20 protein-coding genes are annotated in these 22,044 nt (G+C 73.5%); 7 read left to right on the top strand and 13 right to left on the bottom strand.

All coding sequences use genetic code 11. The features are described from left to right. Positions 1-46 precede the first annotated feature (46 nt). From efeU to efeO, 3 genes are read right to left on the bottom strand one after another with little or no spacing between them, the layout of a single operon-like run. Entirely contained in the window at positions 47-901 is an 855-nt protein-coding gene (gene efeU / locus JS756_RS12360) for an iron uptake transporter permease EfeU (protein ID WP_205383091.1), read from the bottom strand. A 5-nt stretch (positions 902-906) separates the two neighbouring features. Further along, positions 907-2,202 carry an iron uptake transporter deferrochelatase/peroxidase subunit gene (efeB, locus tag JS756_RS12365; protein ID WP_205383092.1) on the bottom strand — a complete coding sequence of 432 codons (1,296 nt, stop codon included), beginning with the start codon at positions 2,200-2,202 and terminating at the stop codon, positions 907-909. 16 nt (positions 2,203-2,218) lie between these two features. Continuing rightward, positions 2,219-3,358, bottom strand: coding sequence for an iron uptake system protein EfeO (gene efeO, locus JS756_RS12370; protein ID WP_205383093.1), 1,140 nt, complete (start codon positions 3,356-3,358; stop codon positions 2,219-2,221). Between the two features lie 454 nt (positions 3,359-3,812). On the opposite strand from efeO, the gene JS756_RS12375 reads away from it, so the two are divergent. Continuing rightward, entirely contained in the window at positions 3,813-4,457 is a 645-nt protein-coding gene (locus JS756_RS12375; RefSeq protein ID WP_205383094.1) for a PhzF family phenazine biosynthesis protein, read from the top strand. Between the two features lie 13 nt (positions 4,458-4,470). On the opposite strand, the gene JS756_RS12380 is transcribed toward JS756_RS12375, so the two are convergent. Next, positions 4,471-5,118 carry a biliverdin-producing heme oxygenase gene (locus JS756_RS12380; protein WP_205383095.1) on the bottom strand — a complete coding sequence of 216 codons (648 nt, stop codon included), beginning with the start codon at positions 5,116-5,118 and terminating at the stop codon, positions 4,471-4,473. A gap of 122 nt (positions 5,119-5,240) precedes the next feature. Next, positions 5,241-6,098, bottom strand: coding sequence for a type I methionyl aminopeptidase (gene map / locus JS756_RS12385; RefSeq protein ID WP_205383096.1), 858 nt, complete (start codon positions 6,096-6,098; stop codon positions 5,241-5,243). Between the two features lie 58 nt (positions 6,099-6,156). Between map and JS756_RS12390 the strand changes: the two genes are divergently transcribed. Then, the gene (locus JS756_RS12390) at positions 6,157-6,390 is read left to right on the top strand and encodes a hypothetical protein (RefSeq protein WP_205383097.1); all 234 of its coding nucleotides are present in this window, start codon (positions 6,157-6,159) and stop codon (positions 6,388-6,390) included. Here JS756_RS12390 and JS756_RS12395 read toward each other — a convergent pair whose 3' ends face one another. Beyond that, entirely contained in the window at positions 6,391-7,704 is a 1,314-nt protein-coding gene (locus JS756_RS12395) for an MFS transporter (protein WP_205383098.1), read from the bottom strand. A gap of 53 nt (positions 7,705-7,757) precedes the next feature. Next, the gene (locus tag JS756_RS12400; protein WP_205383099.1) at positions 7,758-8,357 is read right to left on the bottom strand and encodes a hypothetical protein; all 600 of its coding nucleotides are present in this window, start codon (positions 8,355-8,357) and stop codon (positions 7,758-7,760) included. Positions 8,358-8,893: 536 nt separating this feature from the next. On the opposite strand from JS756_RS12400, the gene npdG reads away from it, so the two are divergent. Both npdG and JS756_RS12410 read left to right on the top strand, forming a co-directional pair. Beyond that, the gene (gene npdG / locus JS756_RS12405) at positions 8,894-9,598 is read left to right on the top strand and encodes an NADPH-dependent F420 reductase (RefSeq protein WP_205383100.1); all 705 of its coding nucleotides are present in this window, start codon (positions 8,894-8,896) and stop codon (positions 9,596-9,598) included. Positions 9,599-9,602: 4 nt separating this feature from the next. Continuing rightward, positions 9,603-9,830 (top strand): hypothetical protein, encoded by a 228-nt coding sequence (locus JS756_RS12410; protein WP_205383101.1) that lies wholly within the window; start codon positions 9,603-9,605, stop codon positions 9,828-9,830. Here JS756_RS12410 and JS756_RS12415 read toward each other — a convergent pair. Further along, positions 9,815-10,582: a site-2 protease family protein gene (locus JS756_RS12415; protein WP_205383102.1), complete on the bottom strand. Its 768-nt coding sequence runs from the start codon at positions 10,580-10,582 to the stop codon at positions 9,815-9,817. The genes JS756_RS12410 and JS756_RS12415 overlap by 16 nt on opposite strands. 301 nt (positions 10,583-10,883) lie before the next feature. On the opposite strand from JS756_RS12415, the gene JS756_RS12420 reads away from it, so the two are divergent. Then, positions 10,884-14,705, top strand: coding sequence for an AfsR/SARP family transcriptional regulator (locus JS756_RS12420; RefSeq protein WP_205383103.1), 3,822 nt, complete (start codon positions 10,884-10,886; stop codon positions 14,703-14,705). A 21-nt stretch (positions 14,706-14,726) separates the two neighbouring features. Here JS756_RS12420 and JS756_RS12425 read toward each other — a convergent pair whose 3' ends face one another. Together JS756_RS12425 and JS756_RS12430 are read right to left on the bottom strand one after the other, a co-directional pair. After that, positions 14,727-15,554: an ABC transporter permease gene (locus JS756_RS12425; protein ID WP_205383104.1), complete on the bottom strand. Its 828-nt coding sequence runs from the start codon at positions 15,552-15,554 to the stop codon at positions 14,727-14,729. Beyond that, positions 15,551-16,576, bottom strand: coding sequence for an ATP-binding cassette domain-containing protein (locus tag JS756_RS12430; protein ID WP_205383105.1), 1,026 nt, complete (start codon positions 16,574-16,576; stop codon positions 15,551-15,553). The genes JS756_RS12425 and JS756_RS12430 overlap by 4 nt, the downstream gene beginning before the upstream one ends. 435 nt (positions 16,577-17,011) lie before the next feature. Here JS756_RS12430 and JS756_RS12435 point away from each other — a divergent pair, with 435 nt between their 5' ends. Continuing rightward, positions 17,012-17,212, top strand: coding sequence for a DUF2191 domain-containing protein (locus JS756_RS12435; RefSeq protein ID WP_205383146.1), 201 nt, complete (start codon positions 17,012-17,014; stop codon positions 17,210-17,212). 78 nt (positions 17,213-17,290) lie between these two features. Here JS756_RS12435 and JS756_RS12440 read toward each other — a convergent pair whose 3' ends face one another. The 3 genes from JS756_RS12440 to JS756_RS12450 form a co-directional block, all read right to left on the bottom strand. Beyond that, a complete protein-coding gene (locus JS756_RS12440; RefSeq protein WP_205383106.1) occupies positions 17,291-18,337 on the bottom strand; it encodes an endonuclease/exonuclease/phosphatase family protein in 1,047 nt (348 codons plus the stop codon). A 183-nt stretch (positions 18,338-18,520) separates the two neighbouring features. Next, positions 18,521-19,156: a TetR/AcrR family transcriptional regulator gene (locus tag JS756_RS12445; protein ID WP_307790533.1), complete on the bottom strand. Its 636-nt coding sequence runs from the start codon at positions 19,154-19,156 to the stop codon at positions 18,521-18,523. Positions 19,157-19,209: 53 nt separating this feature from the next. Next, positions 19,210-20,799, bottom strand: a complete 1,590-nt coding sequence (locus JS756_RS12450; protein ID WP_205383107.1) for an MFS transporter — start codon at positions 20,797-20,799, stop codon at positions 19,210-19,212. A gap of 168 nt (positions 20,800-20,967) precedes the next feature. On the opposite strand from JS756_RS12450, the gene panB reads away from it, so the two are divergent. Continuing rightward, the gene (panB, locus tag JS756_RS12455) at positions 20,968-21,843 is read left to right on the top strand and encodes a 3-methyl-2-oxobutanoate hydroxymethyltransferase (RefSeq protein WP_205383108.1); all 876 of its coding nucleotides are present in this window, start codon (positions 20,968-20,970) and stop codon (positions 21,841-21,843) included. Positions 21,844-22,044 lie beyond the last annotated feature (201 nt).

Below are 22,044 nucleotides of genomic sequence, written 5' to 3' on the forward strand. Positions count from 1 at the left end.
GTCGCGGGGAGGCGGGACGGCGATGAGCGCCGCCCCCGACACCCCGTCAGGCCTTGCCGCGCACCGGCGGAGGCGTCTGCTGCCGCTTGCCGCCGGAGGCGAACCCCGCCGGCGCGAGGAACAGCACCAGCACCGGGACCAGGTACAGCAGCCACACCGTGACCTGGAGGACGGTCGGGTCGGGCTGGAAGTTGAAGACGCCCTTCAGGAGCGTCCCGTACCAGCTGTCCGGCGGGACGGCGCCGCTGATGTCGAACGCCGTGTCGCGCAGGCCGGGCAGCCAGCCGGCCTCCTGCAGGTCGTGGAAGCCGTAGGCCAGCACGCCGGCCGCGACGACGACCAGCATCCCGCCGGTCCACGTGAAGAACTTCGCGAGGTTGATCTTCAGGGCACCCCGGTAGAACAGCCAGCCGAGCAGGACCGCCGTGGCCAGGCCCAGCGCCACGCCGATCAGCGGGCGCGGGGTGCCGTCGGAGGCGGCGTGGACGGACGCCCACACGAACAGGGCGGTCTCCAGGCCCTCGCGGCCGACGGCGAGGAACGCGGTGGCCACCAGCGCGGCCGTTCCCATCTGCAGCGCCGCGTCCAGCTTGCCGTGCAGCTCCGCCTTCAGATGCCGGGCGGTGCGCCGCATCCAGAACACCATCCAGGTCACCAGGCCCACGGCGACGACCGACAGGGTGCCGCCGAGCGCCTCCTGCGCCTCGAAGGTCAGCTCCTGGGAGCCGAACTCGAGCGCGCAGCCGAAGCCGAGGGCGATCGTGACGGCGATGCCGATGCCGATCCAGATCGGCCGGATGGCGTCCCGGCGGCCGGTCTTGACCAGGTAGGCGATGAGGATGCAGACGACGAGGCTGGCTTCCAGCCCCTCGCGCAGCCCGATCAGGTAGTTGGAGAACACGGGCCCTACGCCTCCTCGGAGAACAGGGTCCGCCCCCACCAGTCGCCCTGGTCGAGGACGCCGGGCGGGACCGCGAAGACCGCCGAACCCACGTGCTGGATGTACTCGTTGAGCGCGTCGCCGTGCGACAGCCGCTGCTGGATCTGGATGAAGCCCTTGCGGACGTCGCGCTGGTAGGCGAGGAAGAACAGCCCCGCGTCCAGGCGGCCGAGGCCGTCGGTGCCGTCGGTGAAGGAGTAGCCGCGGCGCAGGATCGCGACCCCGTTGTTGGTGTCGGGGTGCGCGAGCCGGACGTGCGCGTCGGGCTTCATCGCCTTCAGGAACGGCTCGTCCCGCTCCTCGGCCCTGCCGACCGGCGCGCCCTCGCCCTTGTCCCGGCCGAAGATGTCCTCCTGCTCCTGCAGGGACGTGCGGTCCCAGGTCTCGATGTTCATCCGGATGCGCCGGGCGACCAGGTAGGAGCCGCCCGCCATCCAGGACGAGCCCTTGCCGCCGTCCTTGCCGTCCACCCACACGAACCGCTCGAGCCGTTCCGTCTCCGTCCCGGCGATGTTGCGGGTGCCGTCCTTGAACCCCATGAGGTTGCGCGGGGTCTGCTCGTCCGGGGTGGTGGAGGAGGTCTTGCCGAAGCCGAGCTGGGACCAGCGCACGGCGACCTTGCCGAAGCCGATGCGGGCGAGGTTGCGCACGGCGTGCACGGCGACCTGCGGGTCGTCGGAGCAGGCCTGGATGCACAGGTCGCCGCCGCTGCGGTTCCGGTCGAGGTTGTCGCCCGGGAACTTCGGCAGGTCGACCAGGGCCTCGGGCCGCTTGTCGGCCAGCCCGAACCGCTCGAACAGCGACGGGCCGAAGCCGATGGTGAGCGTCAGCCGCGACGGCTTCAGGCCGAGTGCCTCACCGGTGTCGTCCGGCGGGGCCTCGGGGAGCCCGCCGTAGGCGCCGTCGCCGACCGCCTTGCCGGCGGTCATCCGGCGGGCGGCCTCGGTCCAGTCCTTCAGGAGCTGGACGAAGGCGTCCCGGTCGTCGGTCTTGACGTCGAAAGCGGCGAAGTGGAGCCGGTCCTGCACGGGCGTGGCGATGCCGGCCTGGTGGGGGCCGTGGAAGTCCACGGCCGCGCCCATGGCGGCACCGGCGGGGTCCATGTCGTCGCCGGTGCGGGTCATGGCGACGGCGCCGCCGGCCACGGCGGCACCGAGTGCGATCCCCGCGCCGCCCCAGCCGATCACCGAGCGGCGGGAGGGGGCCGTGTCGGGGCCTGCGGCCTGCGCGCCGGCGCCCTGGGTCTCCTGGGAGTCCGTCATTGCTGGGTGTCCCTCACTACTTCACGACGACGGCGGCGGCGAGCTTCGACAGCGGCTCCGCGAGCGCGTTCACCGCGTCCGAGAGCTTCTTGCGGTCGGCGTCGCCGACCTTGTCGTAGGACGTGAACACGTAGGAGCCGGAGTCGGCGCGGTAGTGGTCGAGCAGTGCGTTCAGCTCGGCGAACTGCGCGTCCAGCTCGGCCGTCAGGGCCTTGTCGTTCTCCTGGGCGACCGGCTTGAGGAGCTCGTACGACTTCTGCGCCCCCTCGACGTTGGCCTTGAAGTCGACCAGGTCGGTGTGCGAGTAGCGCTCCTCCTCGCCGGTGACCTTGCCGGTGGCGACCTCGTCGAGGAGTTCCTTGGCGCCGTTGGCCATGGAGGTCGGAGTGATCTCGGCCGTGCCGACGCGGCTCTGCCAGTCCTTGAGGTCGGTGACGAGCTGGTCGGCGAGGGCCTTCTCCTCGGCGCCGATCCTGCCGTCGTGCCACAGGGCCTTCTCCAGCCGGTGCCAGCCGGTCCATTTCTGGCCGGTCTCCAGGCCGTCCTCGCGGACGTCGACCTTGGGGTCGATGTCGCCGAAGGACTCCGCGACCGGCTCGGTGCGCTCCCAGCCGATGCGCGAGAGGGCGTAGGCCTTCTTGGCGGCCTCCACGTCGCCTGCCTTGACCGCGGCGGCGAACGCCTCGGCCTTGGGCAGCGTCTCGTCGGCCTGGGTTTCGGCGTACGCGCGGTAGGCGGCGACGGCCTTGTCCAGGCGCGGGTCGCGCGCGGCGGCGGCCTCACCGGTCACGCTGAGCTTCTGGCGGATGCCGTGGCCCTTCATGCCGGGCAGGCAGGCGATCTCGTAGTCGCCGGCCTTCACCTCGGCGGTCAGCGTGTACTTGGTGCCGGGGCCGATGTTCTCCTTCTCGGAGACGATCCGGTCGTCCGGGAAGAGGATCTCCACCTCGGTCGCCTTGGAGCCCTTGTTCTCGATCTTCAGCGTGACGTGGCCGGCGGGCACCGACGCGACGGACGTCTCGCAGGTGCTGTCGGCGGCGGTCACCTGGATCGTACGGTCGTCGTCCGCTTCGCTCTTCTGGGTGCAGCCGGTGACGGCGGTCAGGGCCGCCGCCGTGGCGACGACGGTGACGACGGGCAGTCTGGCGGCTCGCATACGGGCTCCTGGCAGATGACTTCTACGGCTGAAAAGCGTCGTGACAGCCCTCACGGGATTTGGTGAGGCTCGCCTAACTTATCTAAGCCTTGCCTGTCTGATAACCGTGCGTGCCGTGATTCACCTCTCATGGGCGGCGCAGGGGTACGAGGTGATCTCGGCCATGCCAAGTGAACGCCATGGGATGGTCAAAGAAAGGTCAAGAGGTGTGTTGTGGGTCCTCTCCCGTCACTCGGTGAACGGGGTGACGGATGGCCGCGGGCCGCGGCACGGCGGGCGCACGGGATCACCGCCGGCGGCGGGCGGCGGCGGTGAACCCCGTTTCGTGCACCGCCGTGGCCCCGCGCCCCCGGCGAGCGCCCGGCCCGGTGCCCACCCGGGCCCCGACCCCCCGCCGGGCGCCTCCGCGGGCGGGGGACACCCCCGCGGCGCCGTGCGATGCTTCAATGCCCGGGTGACTGACTACGACGTACTGCGCGTCTTCTGTGCGCCGAACGGCGGATACGGCAACGAGCTCGGCGTCGTCCGGGACGGCTCCGTCCTGCCCGGGCGGGACGACCGGCAGGCCCTCGCCGGCAAACTCGGCTTCAGTGAGACGGTGTTCGTCGACGACCCCGAGCGCGGTGTCGTCGACATCTACACCCCCACCCTGCGCCTGCCGTTCGCCGGTCACCCCTGCGTCGGCGCGGCCTGGCTGCTCGACGTGCCCGAACTGGTCACGCCGGCCGGGGTGGCCGGTGCCCGGCAGGACGGGGAGTTCAGCTGGATCGAGGCGCGGGCCGAATGGGCCCCGCCGCGCACCCTGCGGCAGTACGGCAGCGCCGCCGAGGTCGACGACCTGCCCGTCCCGCCGCCGGGGGAGTGGATCTACGCCTGGGCCTGGGAGGACGAACCGGCCGGGCGGATCCGCGCCCGCGCCTTTCCCGGTCGTGGCGACGGTATCGAGGAGGACGAGGCGACCGGCGCGGCGGCCCTGCTGCTCACCGCGCGGCTCGGCCGCGCCCTCAACATCACCCAGGGCGCCGGCTCCCAGATCCTGACCGCACCCCAGCCGCACGGCTGGGTGGAGATCGGCGGACGGGTGTTCCTGGAGCGCTGAGTCCGGCAGGGGCTCACGCGCTCAGCGGGAACTCCTCGCCCAGGTCCCGGAGCACCGCCGTGTTGAACGCGAACGCCCGACCGCACTCGGCCACCACCCGCTGCCGCTCCAGCTCGTCCGCGCGGATGCCGTCCAGCAGCCGCCGGTATTCGCGCTTGAACGCGGCCGGATCGGGGACCTGCTCGAAGACGTAGAAGCGGACCCCATCGCCCTTGCGGGTGAAACCCCAGGTCCGCTCCGCCCGGTCGCGGATGACCTGGCCGCCGGACAGGTCCCCCAGGTACCGGGTGTAGTGGTGGGCTACATATCCGGCGGGCCACCGCTCGGCGCACTCGCGCACTCTGCGGGCATACGCCTCGGTGGCCGGCAGCGCGCTCAGGCCGGCCCGCCATCCGGGGCCCCGCAGGTGCGCCAGGTCCCGCTCCAGGGCCGCGAGCCGGAACAGCTCCGGCCGGACGAACGGCCCCGCCGCCGGATCCGCCGCCAGCCGGTCGGCGGCCGCCTCCAGGGCCTCGTACACGAACCACAGCTGCTCGGTGTACCGGGCGTACGCGTCGACGCCGAGCCGACCGCCGAGCAGGTCGCTCATGAAGGTCGAGGTCTCCGCCTCCACGTGCTGCGCGTGGGACGCCGTGCGGATGACTGCGGAGAAGGACTCCATGCCGCCCCGTCTCTCGGGTGAGGCTCACCCGGGTCGATCGGCTTACCGACAATCTGTCGGTAAAAGGCTACAAGAGAAAGCCCGCCCCCGGCGGAGGACGGGCTCCCGGGTGCGCACCCGCCTCACGGCAGGGTGAGGATCTCCGCGCCCGCGTCCGTCACCACCAGCGTGTGCTCGAACTGGGCCGTGCGCCTGCGGTCCTTCGTCACCACCGTCCAGCCGTCGTCCCACATGTCGTACTCGTGCGTGCCGAGCGTCAGCATCGGCTCGATCGTGAACGTCATGCCGGGCTGCATGACGGTCGTCGCGTGCGGGCTGTCGTAGTGCGGGATGATCAGGCCCGAGTGGAACGACGTGTTGATGCCGTGACCGGTGAAGTCCCGCACGACGCCGTAGCCGAAACGCCTGGCGTACGACTCGATGACCCGGCCGATGACGTTCACCTGACGGCCCGGCTTGACCGCCCGCACGGCCCGGTCCAGGGCCTCACGCGTGCGCTCGACCAGCAGGCGGCTCTCCTCGTCGACGTCCCCCACCAGGTAGGTGGCGTTGTTGTCGCCGTGGACCCCGCCGATGTACGCCGTCACGTCCAGGTTGACGATGTCGCCGTCGCGCAGCACCGTCGAGTCCGGGATGCCGTGGCAGATCACCTCGTTGACCGAGGTGCACAGCGACTTCGGAAAACCCCGGTAGCCCAGCGTGGAGGGGTAGGCCCCGTGGTCGCACATGTACGCGTGCGCCACCTTGTCCAGCTCGTCCGTGGTCACACCCGGCGCGATCAGCTTCGCCGCCTCCGCCATCGCCCGCGCCGCGATCCGGCCCGCGACGCGCATCGCCTCGATCGTCTCCGGCGTCTGCACCTCCGGACCGGTGTACGGCGCCGGGGCGGGTCTGCCGACGTACTCGGGGCGGCGGATGTTTCCGGGCACGGAACGGGTGGGGGAGATCTCCCCCGGCACAAGCAGTGACTGGCCAGACATGCCGGCGAGTCTATCCAGCGGGCATGGGGGAACATGTCCCTGGCGAGAGGAGCTGGTCATGGCCCTGTTCAAGAAGCGCACGGTCGGCAAGCCCGGCGAGTGGTACTACTGCCTGGAGCACAAGAAGGTCGAGGAGGGGCCCGAGTGCCCGGCCAAGGACCGGTTCGGCCCGTACGCCTCCCGGCAGGAGGCCGAGCAGGCGATGGAGACGGCCCGCGAGCGCAACCTCGAGTGGGAGAACGACCCGCGCTGGCACGACGCCCCCGCCGACACGGCCGGCGACGACGACTGATCAGGCGTCCGCCGTCCGGCTCAACGGCGCGGCTGCGCGCCGCGCGCGCAGCCGCGCCGCGTGCTCGCTGGTGCGCACGTCGTACGTCATCAGCTTCGGCAGACACAGGGCCAGCAGCCCCACCGCACCGGCGCACGCCAGCCCACCCGACCACACCGACGCCCGCACGCCCCACCACGCGGCGAAACCGCCCGACCGCACCTGCCCCAGTGTCGGCCCCACCGAGTAGGACAGCAGCTCGATCCCCGAGAGCCGCCCCCGCAGCTCGTCCGGGACGGTCTGGTTCCACATGGCGCCCCGGAAGATCCCGCTGACCATGTCGCAGCCGCCGGCCACCGCCAGGAACAGCAGCACCAGCCACACGTCGCCGACGACACCGGCCGCCGCCACGGCCAGCCCCCACAGCGCGGCCGACAGCACCACCGCCCGCCCGTGCCGGTGCACCCGCGCCGTCCAGCCCCCGGTCACGCTCACCAGCAGCGCGCCCGCCGGCACGGCCGCGTACATCAGGCCCAGCGCCCACGCGGCGTCCAACTCGTCCGCGAGGAACGGCAGCACGGTCAGCGGCATCGCCAGGAACATCGCGGCCAGGTCGACCACGTACGTCCCCAGCAGCTCCTTGCGACTCCAGGCGTACCGGGCGCCCTCGGCGACGGCCCGCAGGGAGGGCGCGGCCGCCTCGTGGGAGGCGGGGGAGGAGGCGATGCGCACCAGGAACCCCAACGACGCCGCGAACGTCGCGGCGTCCGCCGCGTAGGCCCAGCCGAGGCCGGCGTACGCCACCACCACGCCCGCCGGCGCGGGGCCGGTGACACCGCCGACCGTCCAGCGCAGCGAGTTCAGCGACACCGCGGCCGGCATGTCCTCGTGGGCCACGATCCGCGGCCACAGCGAGTCCAGGGCGGGCCGCTGGACGGAGGTGAGCGCGGAGGAGAGCGCGGCCACCGCGTACAGCGGCCAGAGGGCCGGGCGCGGCAGCAGCGCGTTCACCAGCAGCACCGCACTGAGCAGTCCCAGCCCCAGCTCGGTCCGCACGATCAGGGTCCGCTTGTCGAACGCGTCGGCCAGCACGCCACCGTAGAGCCCGCACACGACCAGTGGCACGAGCTCGACGGCGCCGATCGCCCCCACCGCCGCGGCCGACCCGGTCAGCTCCTTCATCTGCACCGGCAGCGCGACGAACGTCAGGAACGTCCCGAAGTTCGACACCAGCCCCGCCAGCCACAGGCGCCGGAAGTCCGCGGAGGCCCGCCAGGGGGAGAGATCGGGCAGCAGGGCGCGCAGGCGCGCCGCGGTGGGGGAGGCGTCGGTCACCCGAGGACGGTCGGCGCGGCCGGCGGGCCCGGGCAACCGCTTTTCCACACGGGTCACCAGGGGGACGGCGGCGGTGCCGTCAGCGACTCCACCAGCCGCGCCAACCGGTCCCGCAGACGCCCCCGTCCCCCGGGCACCGGCACCGCGTTCTCCCCGGCCGCCGCGCTCACCAGGTGCTGCACGGTGTCCAGGTCCAGCTCCGCGCCCTCCGGCACGGCCAGGGCCTCGTGCGCCACGACCGCCAGTTCCCCCGTGCCGCCGCCGAGCGCCAGCACCGTCACCCCGGCCCGCCGCGCGGCGTGCACCCGCTCCAGCAGCGGCGCGTGTTCCGCGGGGGCCACGACCAGAAGGGTCTCCCCGCGCCGCGCCGCCTCGATCCGTCCCGGGCCGACCGCGAGGTGCGCCGGGTCGCCGGGCCGCGCGTCGTACCGCACCAGCGTCGGCGCCAGCTCCGGCACGCCCGACCAGGCGGCCTCGTCGACCAGATGGGCGGCCAGGTGCCACGGCTCGTACTCCGGCGTCCCCACCAGCAGCAGCCCGCCCCCGTGCGACACGACCGAGCCCCGCAGCACCCCGGCGAACCTCCGGGTGGCCCCCAGCCACTCGGTCCCGGCGAGCACGTCGCGCAGCAGCGCGACCCGTACGGCGTCCATGCGGCCGCATCCTGCCGCACCCCGTCGGCCACGGCGCCGCGTTCGCCCCGGATTCCCCCGACCCGGGGACACGGTCGCGCCCCCCGGGCGCCCCGGCGTGCATCGCCCGCACGCACCGGGCGCGCGGACCGGCACACGGACCCGGTCCGGCCCCTGCTCCGGAGCGGGCCGGGTGCCTGCCCGGGTCCCGCCGCGGAGCCGGTGCGGGTGGAGGGGGCCGGTGCCGGTGGGCCGTGCGCGCCGGCGGAGTGCGGCGCCGTCCCGGACGCGGCCGGCCCGCCCGTGCGGCACCCGGGCGCGGCGCCGTCGGCCGGTACGCGCCCCTTCGTCCGCGGTCGGCATGTCCGTATGTCGGCATGGTGCGCCCGCCGCACGGCCGTTGACGCCACGGGCCGCGGGGACGGCGCCGCCGACGCGTCCCGACTGCCGTGCCCCGGGGGCGACTTCGGCGGCTGCGCGCCGGTCGTCGGGCGCCCCGTCCGTGACGGACCTCACCCGTGCCCGTGGGTCCGCGTGCGCGGACGTAGAGTCCCTCCATGACCTCTACCGACAGTGCACAGAAGGCTCCCGCCAAGGACCCCTGGGACCTGCCCGACGTCTCCGGGCTCGTCGTCGGCGTGCTCGGCGGGACCGGGCCGCAGGGCAAGGGCCTCGCCCACCGGCTCGCCAAGGCCGGGCAGAAGGTGATCATCGGTTCCCGGGCCGCCGACCGCGCGCACGCCGCCGCCGACGAACTCGGCTTCGGCATCGAGGGGGCCGACAACGCCGAGTGCGCCCGGCGCAGCGACATCGTGATCGTCGCGGTGCCCTGGGAGGGCCACGGCGCGACGCTCCGCTCGCTGCGCGAGGAACTGGCCGGCAAGCTCGTCGTCGACTGTGTCAACCCGCTCGGCTTCGACAAGAAGGGCGCCTTCGCGCTGAAGCCCGAGGAGGGCAGTGCCGCGGAGCAGGCGGCGGCCCTGCTCCCGGACTCCCGGGTCACCGCGGCGTTCCACCATCTCTCCGCCGTCCTGCTCCAGGACTCCGCGATCGAGGAGATCGACACCGATGTGATGGTCCTCGGCGAGGAGCGCGCCGACGTCGAGATCGTCCAGGCCCTCGCCGGCCGCATCCCCGGCATGCGCGGCGTCTTCGCCGGCCGGCTGCGCAACGCCCACCAGGTGGAGTCGCTGGTGGCCAACCTGATCTCGGTCAACCGCCGCTACAAGGCGCACGCGGGGCTCCGCGTCACGGACGTGTGACGGCATGGGGGACACTGTTCGGCGAAGCAGTGTCCCCCGACAGGAGCCCCCCGTCATGCCCCGCCTCGCCCTCTACACCCTGATCGTCTGCGTGCTCGCCGTGGCCGCGGCCGTGGTCTCCTTCGTCCAGGGCAGCTGGCTGGGGGTCGTCTGGCTGCTGCTGGCCGGGGTGTCGTCGAACATGACCTGGTACTACGTGCGGCAGAGCCGGTCGGCTCACCAGAACCGGTAGAGGCTCCAGCCGCGGGCGGTGACGGCCGGGTCGACGCCCAGTCCGCCCAGGACCGTGTCGACCAGACCGAAGAACACGCTGTTGACCTCCGGCACCCACAGCAGCGCGAACACGAACAGCAGGCCGAACGGCGCGAACGGCTCCACCTGTCGGCGCACCCCGTGCGACAGCCAGGGCTCGATGACGCCGTAGCCGTCCAGGCCGGGCACCGGCAGGAAGTTCAGGATCGCCGCCGTCACCTGGAGCAGCCCCAGGAAGGCGAGCGCGTACCGGAAGTCCGGCGGCACGCCGTCCAGCGCGTCCAGCCAGAACGGCGCCGTGCACGCCGCGGCGAACAGGACGTTCGTCAGCGGGCCGGCCGCCGAGATCAGGCTGTGCCGCCACCGGCCCCGGATGCGGCCCCGTTCGATGAAGACGGCGCCGCCCGGAAGGCCGATCCCGCCCATGATCACGAACAGCACCGGCAGCACGACACTGAGCAGCGCGTGGGTGTACTTCATCGGGTTCAGCGTCAGATACCCCTTCGCCCCGACCGTGATGTCGCCGCTGTGCAGGGCGGTGCGCGCGTGGGCGTACTCGTGCAGGCACAGGGAGACGACCCAGGCGGCGGTCACGAACAGGAACACCGCCACCCCGGGCTGCTCGGCGAACCCGGTCCACAGGGCCCAGCCCGCGACCAGGGTCACGGCCAGGATGCCCAGGAAGACGGGGCTGATGGTGCGCTCGCCGGGGCGGGCGGCGGTGGTGGTCATGGGGCTCCCTGACTGGTCGTCCACGCGTGGGCCTGCCCGACCGTACCGGGCTCGGACGGAAAACGTCTCGCGCGGGGGCACCGGTTCCCTGGAAGGTGGAAGCCGTGGGACCGCGGCACGTGCACGTCCCGGGCCGCCGTCGGACCGGGCGCGAGGACCGGAAGCAGCCGGACGGCATCGCAGCCCACCGCCCCCGCCGCCGCCCCCGACCCCCTCCCCGCCCGGCACCGGGCGCCCCGCCGCGACGGTCCGGCGCCACGCCGCCCGGACCCCGTGACCGGCCCTGACCCCACCGGAGACAATGGACCCCGTGCGCTACCGCATCCTCGGCACCACCCAGGCGATCCGCCCCGACGGCACGGCCGTCGCCGTCGGCGGTCCACGGCTGCGCGCCCTGCTGACCGTGCTGGCCCTGCGCGCGGGCCGTACCGTCCCCGCGGGCCTGCTGGTGGAGGAGGTGTGGGCCGGGGACCCGCCGGCCGACGCGCCGGGCGCCCTCCAGGCACTGGTGGGACGCCTGCGCCGGGCCCTCGGCGCCGACGCGGTGGTCTCCGCCGGCGGCGGCTACCGGCTGGCCGCCGGGCCCGACGCCGTCGACCTGCACCGTTTCGAACGGCTCACCGCCGACGGGATGCGCGCCCTGGCCGACGGAGACGCCGCCAAGGCCGCCGCCCTCCTGGACGACGCCCTCGCCCTGTGGCACGGGCCCGCCCTCGCCGACCTGCCCGCGAGCACCGCGCAGGCCGCCCGCTGGGAGACCCGCCACCTGGACGCCCGCCGCAGCCGCCTCACCGCCGCACTCGCCCTCGGCGAGGCCGACCACGTCCTGCCCGACCTCACCGCGCTGTGCGACGCCCACCCCCTCGACGAGCCCCTCCAGACCCTGCGGCTGCGGGCCCTGCACGCCACCGGCCGCACGGCCGAGGCCCTCGCCGCCTACGACGGGGTCCGCCGCCTGCTGGCCGATCGCCTGGGCTCCGACCCGGGCCCGTCGCTGCGGGAGCTCCATGCCCGGCTGCTGAACCCGGACACCGGTCCGGGCCCGGCCGCCGCCGGGACGGACGGGGCCGTGCGCGGCGCGTGCGCGGCGCGCGGCGGCCACGCCTCGGATGCCGTCCTTGCGGCCCCCGCTGGCCCGGCTCCCGCTGGGCACGACGGCACGGGCGGCGCTCCCGGCCCCCGGCCCCCCGCCGACGGCGGGCCGGGCGGCCCCGGCGAGGCCGCGACCGGCACGCGGGCCGACCGCACCAGCGGGACGGGCGGCGGCGCCGGGAACGGCGGGACGCCCCAGGGCGGCCCCCGACCGGCCGGTGGCCCGCAGGCCCGCCCCGGCACCCGGAGCCACGGCACCGGTCCGGACACCGCCGCACATCCGCCCGCCCCCCACGCCCCCGGCGCCGCGACCGGACCCGGGGAACCGCGGCATGCCGCCGGGGATCCGCACCACACCGCCGGGTCCCGGGCCCCGCAGGCTCCCGCCTTCCCCCGCGGCGCCGCATCCGCGCCGCAGCCGTACGGCATCCCGCGCCACACGCCCGGTGCTTCCATCACCCCCGTCCCGGCGCAGGGCGGCCCGCGGGAGCAGTCCGGCGGCCCCGCGCCCGCCTCGGTGTCCGCGCCCCTCGGCAACCTCCGTGCCCGGCTCACGTCCTTCGTCGGGCGGGAGGACGACATCGAGGCGATCCGGCGGGATCTGGCCGGGTCCCGGCTCGTGACGTTGCTGGGGCCGGGCGGCGCCGGCAAGACCCGGCTGTCGCAGGAGGCCGCCGAGACCGTGCAGGACGCGACCCACGACGGGGTGTGGCTGGCCGAGCTCGCGCCCGTCGACGACCCCGAGGCGGTGCCCGAGGCCGTGCTGACCGCCGTGGGCGCCCGGGAGACCGTGCTGCGCGGTGCGGGCGCGGAGGAACTGCGGGCGGTGGCCGAGCGCCACGACGACCCCGTCGTGCGCCTGGCCGAGCACTGCGCACGCCGCCGGATGCTGCTGATCCTCGACAACTGCGAGCACGTCGTCGACGCGGCGGCCCGCCTGGTGGCGGAGCTGCTGGCCCGCTGCCCCGGTCTGACCGTGCTCGCCACCAGCCGCGAACCCCTCGGTGTGCCCGGCGAGATGCTGCGCCCGGTGGAACCGCTGCCGGAACCGGTGGCGCTGCGCCTGCTCGCCGACCGGGGTGCCGCGGCCCGGCCCGCGTTCCGGCTCGAGGACGACCCCGACGCCTGCGCCGAGATCTGCCGCCGCCTCGACGGCCTGCCGCTGGCCATCGAACTGGCCGCCGCCCGGCTGCGGATGCTGACGCCCCGGCAGATCGCCGACCGCCTCGACGACCGCTTCCGCCTCCTCACCTCCGGCAGCCGCACCGTGCTGCCCCGCCAGCAGACCTTGCGGGCCGTCGTCGACTGGTCCTGGGACCTGCTCGACGAGGACGAACGCGACGTGCTGAGCCGCCTGTCGGTCTTCGCCGGCGGCTGCGACCTCCGCGCCGCGGAGGCCGTGTGCGGCCCCGCCGCCTTCGACGCACTCGGCCCGCTCGTCGACAAGTCCCTGGTCCAGGCCGCCCCTTCGGGCGACGGACAGATGCGCTACCGGCTCCTGGAGACCGTCGCCGAGTACGCGGCCGAACGCCTCGACGAGGCCGGCCTGCGGCAGACCGCGCAGCGCGCGCATCTGATCCACTACCGTGAACTCGCCCGCATCACCGACCCGTTGCTGCTGGGCCCGGAGCAGCGCACCGCCATCGAGCGGATCGAGCGCGAGTACGAGAACCTGCGCACCGCGCTGCGCCACGCGATCGCCGAACGCGACGAGCAGGAGGCCCTGTGCCTGGTGCTGTCGCTCGGCTGGTACTGGCAGATGCGCGACCTGCGCCTGGAGGCCCGCCACTGGTCGGCGGAGGCCATGGCACTCGGCCCCGACCCCTTCAGCCGCCCGGTGCGCCCCGCCGAGCCGGTGTGGGAACGCTGCACCTCCGTGCCGCCCCCGCTGACCGGTGAACTGCTCGCGGAGGCCCGGCGCGGTCTTCACCTGATCCACGTCGCCTGCATGGACACCGAGCTGGAGGCCTGGCAGACCCCGCAGGCGCAGGACAAACTGCGCATCATCGGCGAGACCTACCGCCCCGGCCTGCCGCAGACCTGCCGCGCCCCGGGCTCCGCCTGGTTCTACGCGGTGCTGCTGACCGGGGACATGGAGCGCGTCCGCGAGATCTTCGACGCCTCCGTCCGCACCTGCCGCAGCCGCCCCGACTTCGAGTGGGAGCTGGCGGTCTGCCTCGGGATCCGCGCCAACCTGACGGCCAACCGCACCGACTGGGCGGGCGACGCCACCCGCGACGCCGACGAGGCACTGGAGATCTTCCGCCGGCTCGGGGACGCCTGGGGCACCGCCGAGGCGCTGTCGGCGCGCGGCGAGGCCAGGGAGCGGCGCGGCGAGTACCGCGCGGCCGCCGCCGACTACGAGGAGGCCATGACGCAGGCCGAACGGCTCGGTGCCCGTGCCCAGACGGCGGTGCTCACCGCCCGGCTGGGCACCGCGCTGCTGGAGGCCGGCGACGCCGAGCGCGGCGAGGCGTTGCTGCGGCACGTGGTGGAGCAGCGGGACATCGCGCACAACGAGGCCATGCCCGCCGCACGCCTCTTCCTGGCCGGCTGGCTCGGCACCACCGGCCGCACCGCCGAGGCCCGCGAGCACCTCGGACGGCTGCGGGAGGACTTCAGAGCCGCGACCTTCGTCGTCTTCGACGGCTTCATCCTGGGCTCGGAGGCATGGCTGGACGTGGTCGACGGCGACCACGAGGAGGCCCTGACCAAGACCCGCCGGGCGCTGGAACGTGCCGAGGAGCCGCTGTCGCGGGTGATCGTGCCGCACATGCGCGCCGTCTGCCTGACCCTCGCCGCGAACGCCCTGGCCGCCATCGACGGCGGCTCGCGCGCCCGGGACGCCGCCCGCTGCCTCGGCGCCGCCGACGCGGCGCTGCCGCCCGGCCACGTCGCCGGCTACCAGGAGCGCGCGGCCCGCGCACGTGCCGTGGCCGCGGTGCGCGCCGTCCTCGACGACGCGCAGTACACCGCCGCGCACGCCGAGGGCGGCGGTCTCTCCCCCGAGGAGGCCGCCGCCCTCGTCTGAGCCCCCGCGCCGGAGCGGGCGTCAGCTCTTGGTGCGGAACTTGTGGATGGCGACCGGGGCCATCACGGCCGTGATCCCCACCGACCAGGCCACCGTCACCCACAGGTCGTGCGCGACCGGGCCGCCGGTCATCAGGCCGCGTGCCGAGTCCGCGAGCGTGGACAGCGGGTTGTAGTCGGTGAAGGCCTGCAGCCAGCCCGGCATCGAGTCCGTCGGCGCGAAGATCGACGAGCCGAACTGGAGCGGGAACAGCACCAGGAACCCCATCGCCTGCACGGACTGCGCGTTCTTCAGCACGACGCCCAGGGTGAGGAACACCCACATGATCGACGACGCGAACAGCGCGGACAGGCCGACGGTGGCGAACAGACCGGGCCAGTTGTCGATGTGGAAGCCGACCAGTGTGGCGACGACCATCAGCACGGCCGTCGCGAAGAGCATCCGCACCAGTTCCACGGTGATCTTCGCGAACAGCACCGAGCCGCGGCCGATCGGCAGGGACCGGAAGCGGTCCATGACCCCGCTGTTGAAGTCCTGGCTGAAGCCGGTGCCGACGCCCTGGGACAGCGTCATGCTCATCATCGCGACCATGCCGGGGATGACGTACTGCACGTACTGGCCCTGACCGCCGCCCAGCGCCTGCCCGATCGAGCCGCCGAAGACGTAGACGAACAGCAGGGTGAACACCACCGGCATGAGCAGCGCGTCGAACATCGACTCGGGATCCTGCCGGATCCACAGCAGGTTCCGGCGGACGAGCGCACCGGTGTGCCGCAGGTGCCCGCGCAGCGGGATGCGGGCGTCGGAGGCGCCGGAAGCGTGGGCGGAAGGGGCGGTGGCGGTGCTCATACGGCGACCTCCTGGCGTTCGTCGGCGGGCCGGGCGTCCTGCGGGGCACTGGCGCGGTGGCCGGTGAGGGAGAGGAACACCTCGTCGAGACTGGGCAGTTCGGTGGAGATGGAGGCGAGCGTGATGCCGCGTGCGGTGACGGCGCCGACGACGGCGGTCAGTTGCTCGTCGCCCAGGACCGGCACCAGCACGGCCCCGCGCTCGGCGTCCACGGTGGTCGTGGCGAGCCCGGTGATGCCCAGCTCGTCCAGCCACCCGGCGAGCGGCCGCAACTGGAGCGGGTCGGCCGGTTTGATCCGCAGGGTCCGCCCGCCGACCCTGGACTTCAGCTCGTCGATCTTCCCGCCGGCGATGACCTTGCCCCGGTCGACGACGGTCAGCTCGGACGCCAGTTGCTCCGCCTCCTCCATGTACTGCGTGGTCAGCAGGACGGTCACCCCGTCCCCGACCATCCGCTTGACCTCGGTCCACACCTCGTTGCGGGTGCGCGGGTCGAGGCCGGTGGTGGGCTCGTCGAGGTAGAGCACCGCCGGTTGCCCGATCATCGAGGCGGCCAGGTCGAGCCGCCGCCGCATACCGCCGGAGTAGGTGCTCGCCGGGCGCTTGGCCGCCTCGGTCAGCGAGAACCGCTCCAGCAGTTCGTCGGCGCGTGCCCGGGCGACCTTGCGGGGCAGGTCGAGCAGCCGCCCGATCATGTAGAGGTTCTCCCATCCGGGGAGCTTCTCGTCCACGGAGGCGTACTGCCCGGTGAGCCCGATCGCCCGGCGCAGCTGCCGCGGCTGCCGTACCACGTCGTAGCCGGCCACGGTCGCCTGCCCGGCGTCGGGCTCGATCAGGGTGGACAGGATCCGCACGAGGGTGGTCTTGCCGGCCCCGTTCGGACCGAGCACCCCCATCACGGTGCCCTCGCGGACGTCCAGGTCCACCCCGTCCAGCGCCTTGGTCTCGCCGTAGTGCTTGACCAGCCCCCGCACGGTCACGGCGTTCTCCGCACCGCTGGGCTCGTTGTCGATTCGCGTCATGACCACGACGGTGCCAGGAGCCGCCGACAAACCACCGACAGGACGCCGACAACCGTCCGACGGCACCGACAACGCACCGACAGCCCTCCGACACCGGCCCCGCACCGGACCTTGAACCGGCCTTCTCGCCCGCGGCGATCCCCGCGCCGAGGGGGACGCCCCTCACCCCGCTCGCCGCGTGCGTGCCCCTTGCGGGCCGGGCGCAGCGGCTGAGCGGGGCGGCGGAGAACCCCTCCGGCGTCGGGCCGGCACGGCGGCCGTCGGGCTCCCGCCGGTGCACCGGGACCGGGCGGTCCGTGGCGTGCCGCCGGGCCCCGGGCGCCGGGCGGCCGGTGCCGCGTCGCGTGGCGTTCCCGCCCTCACCCCGTCCCGCGACGGGCACACTGTCCCTGACGCCGCGGTGGAGCGCCGGTGCGACGCGACGAGGGGGGCACAGTGGCCGAGGTGAGTATCAGTCTCGACGCCGAACTCGTGGTGGAGGTCATGGTCCTGGCCGGGATCGGTTCGCCCCAGGACGCGGTCGAGGCGGTCGTGCGGGACTACATCGCCCGCGGCCACCGGACGGAGGCCCGCACCGAACCCACGGACCGCGGCCTGCGCGAGGTCGACCGCGAACCGCAGGATCCGCAGGGCTGAGCCACCGGAGGCGATCCGCCGCGCACCCCGCCCCGGCGGGCCCGGTGCGGGGGACCGCGGCCCGCCGGGGCGACACGCCTACGACCGCGTGACGTCGACCCGGGCGGCGATCGGCAGGTGGTCGCTCCCGGTCGCGGGCAGCGTCCACGAGCTCTCCGGCTCGACGCCCCTGACCATGATCTGGTCGATGCGGGCCATCGGGAACGACGCCGGCCAGCTGAAGCCGAAACCGCTGCCCGCCGCGCCCTGCGTCGAACGCATCTGCGAGGTCACGGCGTTGAGCGAGCGGTCGTTCATGGTGCCGTTGAGGTCGCCGAGCAGGACCACCTTGCCGAGGGGCTCGTGGGCGATGGCCTCGCCCAGCGCGTCCGCGCTCTTGTCGCGCTGCCGGGCGGTGAAACCGGCCTCGATCTTCACCCGCACCGAGGGCAGATGGGCGACGTACACGGCGACCTTCCCGGCGGGCGTGGCGACGGTGGCGCGCATGGCGCGCGTCCAGCCCAGCTCGATGTCGACGGCCCGCACGTCGCCGAGGGGGTACTTGCTCCACAGTCCGACCGTGCCCTGCACCGAGTGGTACCGGTAGGCCGTCGCCAGCGCCTGCTCGTACGTCGGGACCGCCGAGGCCTTCAGCTCCTCCAGGGCGACCACGTCCGCGCCCGAGGCGGCGACGTCACGGGCGGTGCCGGACGGATCGGCGTTGTCGGCGTTGACGTTGTGCGTGGCCACCGTCAGGTCGCCGCCCGAGCCGGTCCGGTCGGTGATCAGCCCGCCGAAGAGGTTCAGCCAGACCACGGTCGGCAGCACCAGCGCGATCAGCGCGGTCGCGGACCGGCGCAGCAGCGCGACGGCCAGCAGCACCGGGATCAGCACACCGCACCAGGGCAGGAACGTCTCGGTGAGACTGCCCAGGTTGCCGATCGTGTTGGGGATGTGCGAGTGGACCACCATCACCAGTGCGAGGAGCATCGCGAGCACCGCCGCCACGATGCCGCGGCGCCAGATCCGCGGGTCGCCGCGCCAGGGGCCGGTGAGACGGGCCACCAGGCGCCGGAGGCGGGATCCAGGTCGCTCGTAGCCCGAGCCGCCGTCGTCCTTCTCCGTCACGTACGCCTGCTGCGCCATACCGCCGCCTCACTACCTGCCGTGCACACCGTCGCCCCCCTGTGTCCATGACCCTAGGGGATGAGCGGCTCCCGTCCCGCCGTCCCGCGGCGGCCGTACGGCCACGAGGACGTCCGGGGCGGCGCGGTGAGTTCCGGACGGGCCGTCAACAACGGGTTCTGTGACGAAACCCGCACATCGGCGCTACGAGCGGCAGGGACCGCCGGCCCGCAGACCGGTCAGGACCGCGTCGACGATCTGCTCCGAAAGACCCTCGGGCAGGTCCGCTTCGGGACGCAGGACGGACCGGATGAGCATGGGGCCGACGAACATGTCGTTGGCCAGCTCCAGATCGATGTCGGCGCGCAGTTCACCGTTCAACTGCCCGCGTCGCAGTACTTCCAGGCCCATCCTGCGGCGCGGGGCGATGACACAGGCGCTGTAGGCGGCCCAGATCTTCGGGCTGCTCTTCATCTGGGTGTGCGCGTTGTGCAGGATCGCCGAGGCCCGGCTGGCGACACCGCGCTGCCGCAGCGACTCCAGCAGGACGACCAGGTCGTCCCGCATGGAGGTGCCGGGCAGCTCCGGGTCCTCGGGCTCGGCGGCCCGGAGCACGTCGACGAAGAGCTCCTCCTTGCCGCTCCAGCGGCGGTAGATGGTGGCCTTGCCGACTCCCGCGGTGCGGGCGATGCGCTCGATGGACAGCTCGGCCAGCGGCACGCCGTCCTCCAGCAGCTTCATCGCGCCCTCCAGGATGGCGCGTTCCACGGCCTCGCTGCGGGGCCGGCCCCGGGCGGGGGTCGGTACCGCCGCCAGACCCTGGTTGTCGGCGAGGCTCACGTGTGTCGGTCCCTTCGTCTGATGCCGAGGACATTCTCCCCCGGCTCCGGGGGCTACTCCCCGGCGGCCACCAGTTCCGGTTCCCCCTCTCCGGTCTGCGGCTCCGCCGGCCGCCCCGGCAGGAACAGCGCGACGACGACCGCTCCGGCCACGGCGACCGCGGCGCCGCCGAGCGCGGTGACGTGCATCGCGTGCAGGAAGGCGTCGTTGGCCGGGCCGACCAGGGCCTTGCCCTGCGGGCCGAGCTTCGCGGCGACGCCGAGGGTGGCCTCGATGGACTCGCCCGCCGACTCCCGCAGGCCGGGCGGCAGGGAGCCGAGCTTGTCCTCGATGCCGCCCCGGTACGCGGTCGAGAGCACGGAGCCCAGGACGGCGATACCGAGAGCGCCGCCGACCTGGCGGAAGGTGTTGCTCAGCGCGGAGGCGGAACCGGCCTTCTCGCGGGGCAGGGCCTGCATGATGACGACGCTGACCGGGGTCATGATGTGCGCCATGCCGGTGCCCATGAGGAAGAAGACGACCTCCAGCACCCAGATCGGGGTGCCGGTGTCGAGCACGGCGAACGCGCCCAGCATCGCGGCGATCAGCAGCATGCCCGCGGTGGTCGTGGCCCGGTTGCCGAAGCGGTCGACGAGCAGCCGGGCGCGCGGCGCGAAGATCATCTGTGCGGCGGCCAGCGGCAGCAGGAGCAGGCCGGTCTGCAGGGGCGAGTAGCCGCGCACGCTCTGGGTGTAGAAGACGGAGAAGAAGGTCACGCCCATCAGGGCGAAGAAGACGAGCGCGATGGCGGCGATCGCGGCCGAGAAGACCTTGTTCCTGAAGTAGGCGATGTCGATGGACGGATGGTCGCTGCGCTTCTCGAACACGACGAAGGCGACCAGCGCCGCGAGACCGGCGCCGATGGTGGCGAGGACCGTCGGGTCGGTGAAGTCGGCGAGTTCGCCGCCCTTGATGATGCCGTAGACGAGCAGGACCAGGCCGACGATGGAGAGCACGACCCCGACGGGGTCGATGCGGCCGGGGTTCGGGTCGCGGGAGTCGGGCACCAGCCAGAGCATCAGCGCGAGCGCGAGCAGCACGATCGGCACGTTGACCAGGAAGATCGAGCCCCACCAGAAGTGGTCCAGCAGCACTCCGCCGGTGATCGGGCCGATGGCGATGGCCAGACCCACGCCGCCCGCCCAGATGCCGATGGCCTTGGGCTGCTCGTCGCGCTCGAAGACGTTCATCAGCACCGCCAGGGTCGCGGGCATCACGAAAGCGGCTCCGAGGCCCATCACCGCGCGGAAGGCGATCAGCTGGGCCGGGGAGCCGGACTCGGCGGCGAGCGCGGAGCCGATGCCGAAGACGGCGAGCCCGCCCAGGAGGACCTTCTTGCGGCCCAGCCGGTCGCCGAGCAGGCCCGAGGAGAACAGCAGGCCCGCGAAGACGAGGGTGTAGGCGTTGATCGCCCATTCCAGCTCGCTCTGGGTGGCACCGAGCCCGGTGGGGGCGGGCGTCGAGATGGTCTTGATGGCGACGTTCAGGATCGAGTTGTCGAGGACGACGATCAGCAGGCTGAGCATCAGCACGCCGAGAATCGCCCAGCGGCGCCGGTGCACCGCTTCCGGTATACGGCCGGAGGAGACGGCTGGAGTGGTCATGGCATAGAGCCTAGGCCATTTCCGATACGGAACCGTCTCGTATTGGAATTCTTTACTGATGCCTTACCCGCGGGGGGTGGTCTGGCCTCGCCTGGCACGAAGTGCCACCATGGACTCGGTCCGGGGACGCCGTCAGGGCGCCTCGAGATGACGTAAGGAGCCGTTGCCATGACGCAGCTTCCGGCTGCCCAGACTGCGCAGCACAAGCCCCAGGACGGCAGCAAGGCGCTGTACGGGGGAAAGAGCACCCGCCGCATCACCGTCCGTGACATCGCCCTCGCCAAGGAACGCGGCGAGAAGTGGCCCATGCTCACCGCCTACGACGCGATGACCGCGTCCGTCTTCGACGAGGCCGGCATCCCGGTGATCCTCGTCGGGGACTCGGCGGGCAACTGCCACCTGGGCTACGACACGACCGTCCCCGTGACGCTCGACGAGATGACGATGCTGTCGGCGGCCGTCGTACGCGGCACCGGCCGCTCGCTCGTCGTGGGCGACCTGCCCTTCGGCTCCTACCAGGAGGGTCCGGTGCAGGCGCTGCGCTCGGCGACCCGGCTGGTGAAGGAGGCCGGGGTCCAGGCGGTGAAGCTGGAGGGCGGCGAACGGTCCTACGAGCAGATCCGGCTCCTCGTCGAGTCCGGCATCCCGGTCATGGCCCACATCGGGCTCACCCCGCAGTCCGTCAACGCCATGGGCTACCGCGTGCAGGGCCGCGGCGAGGAGGCCGCCCAGCAGCTGCTGCGCGACGCCAAGGCCGTGCAGGACGCCGGCGCCTTCGCCGTCGTCCTGGAACTGGTCCCGGCCGAGCTGGCGGCCGAGGTGACGCGCACGCTGCACATCCCGACGGTCGGGATCGGCGCCGGCGCGGCCACGGACGCGCAGGTGCTGGTGTGGACCGACATGCTCGGTCTGACCCAGGGGCGGGTGCCGAAGTTCGTCAAGCAGTACGCCGACCTGCGCCAGGTCATGGGCGATGCCGTGAAGGCGTTCGCCGAGGACGTCGTCGGCGGGGAGTTCCCGGCGGCGGAGCACGCCGTCAACTGAGCCACTGCGGCACCGGGCAGCCCGCCGATCGTCCCCCGTCGGCGGGCTGCCCCCTTTCTCCGCGGCGGCGCCCGGCGAGCGCGCCCCGCACGCTCCGTTGCTGCCCGCTGCCCGCTGCCCGCTGCCCGCTGCCCGCTGCCTGCTGCCTGCTGCCCGCTGCCCGCGAGCGGACCCCGGGACGGCTGTGGCCGAGTCCCGCGC

This window comes from Streptomyces actuosus, assembly GCF_016921115.1.
Classification (GTDB): domain Bacteria; phylum Actinomycetota; class Actinomycetes; order Streptomycetales; family Streptomycetaceae; genus Streptomyces; species Streptomyces actuosus_A.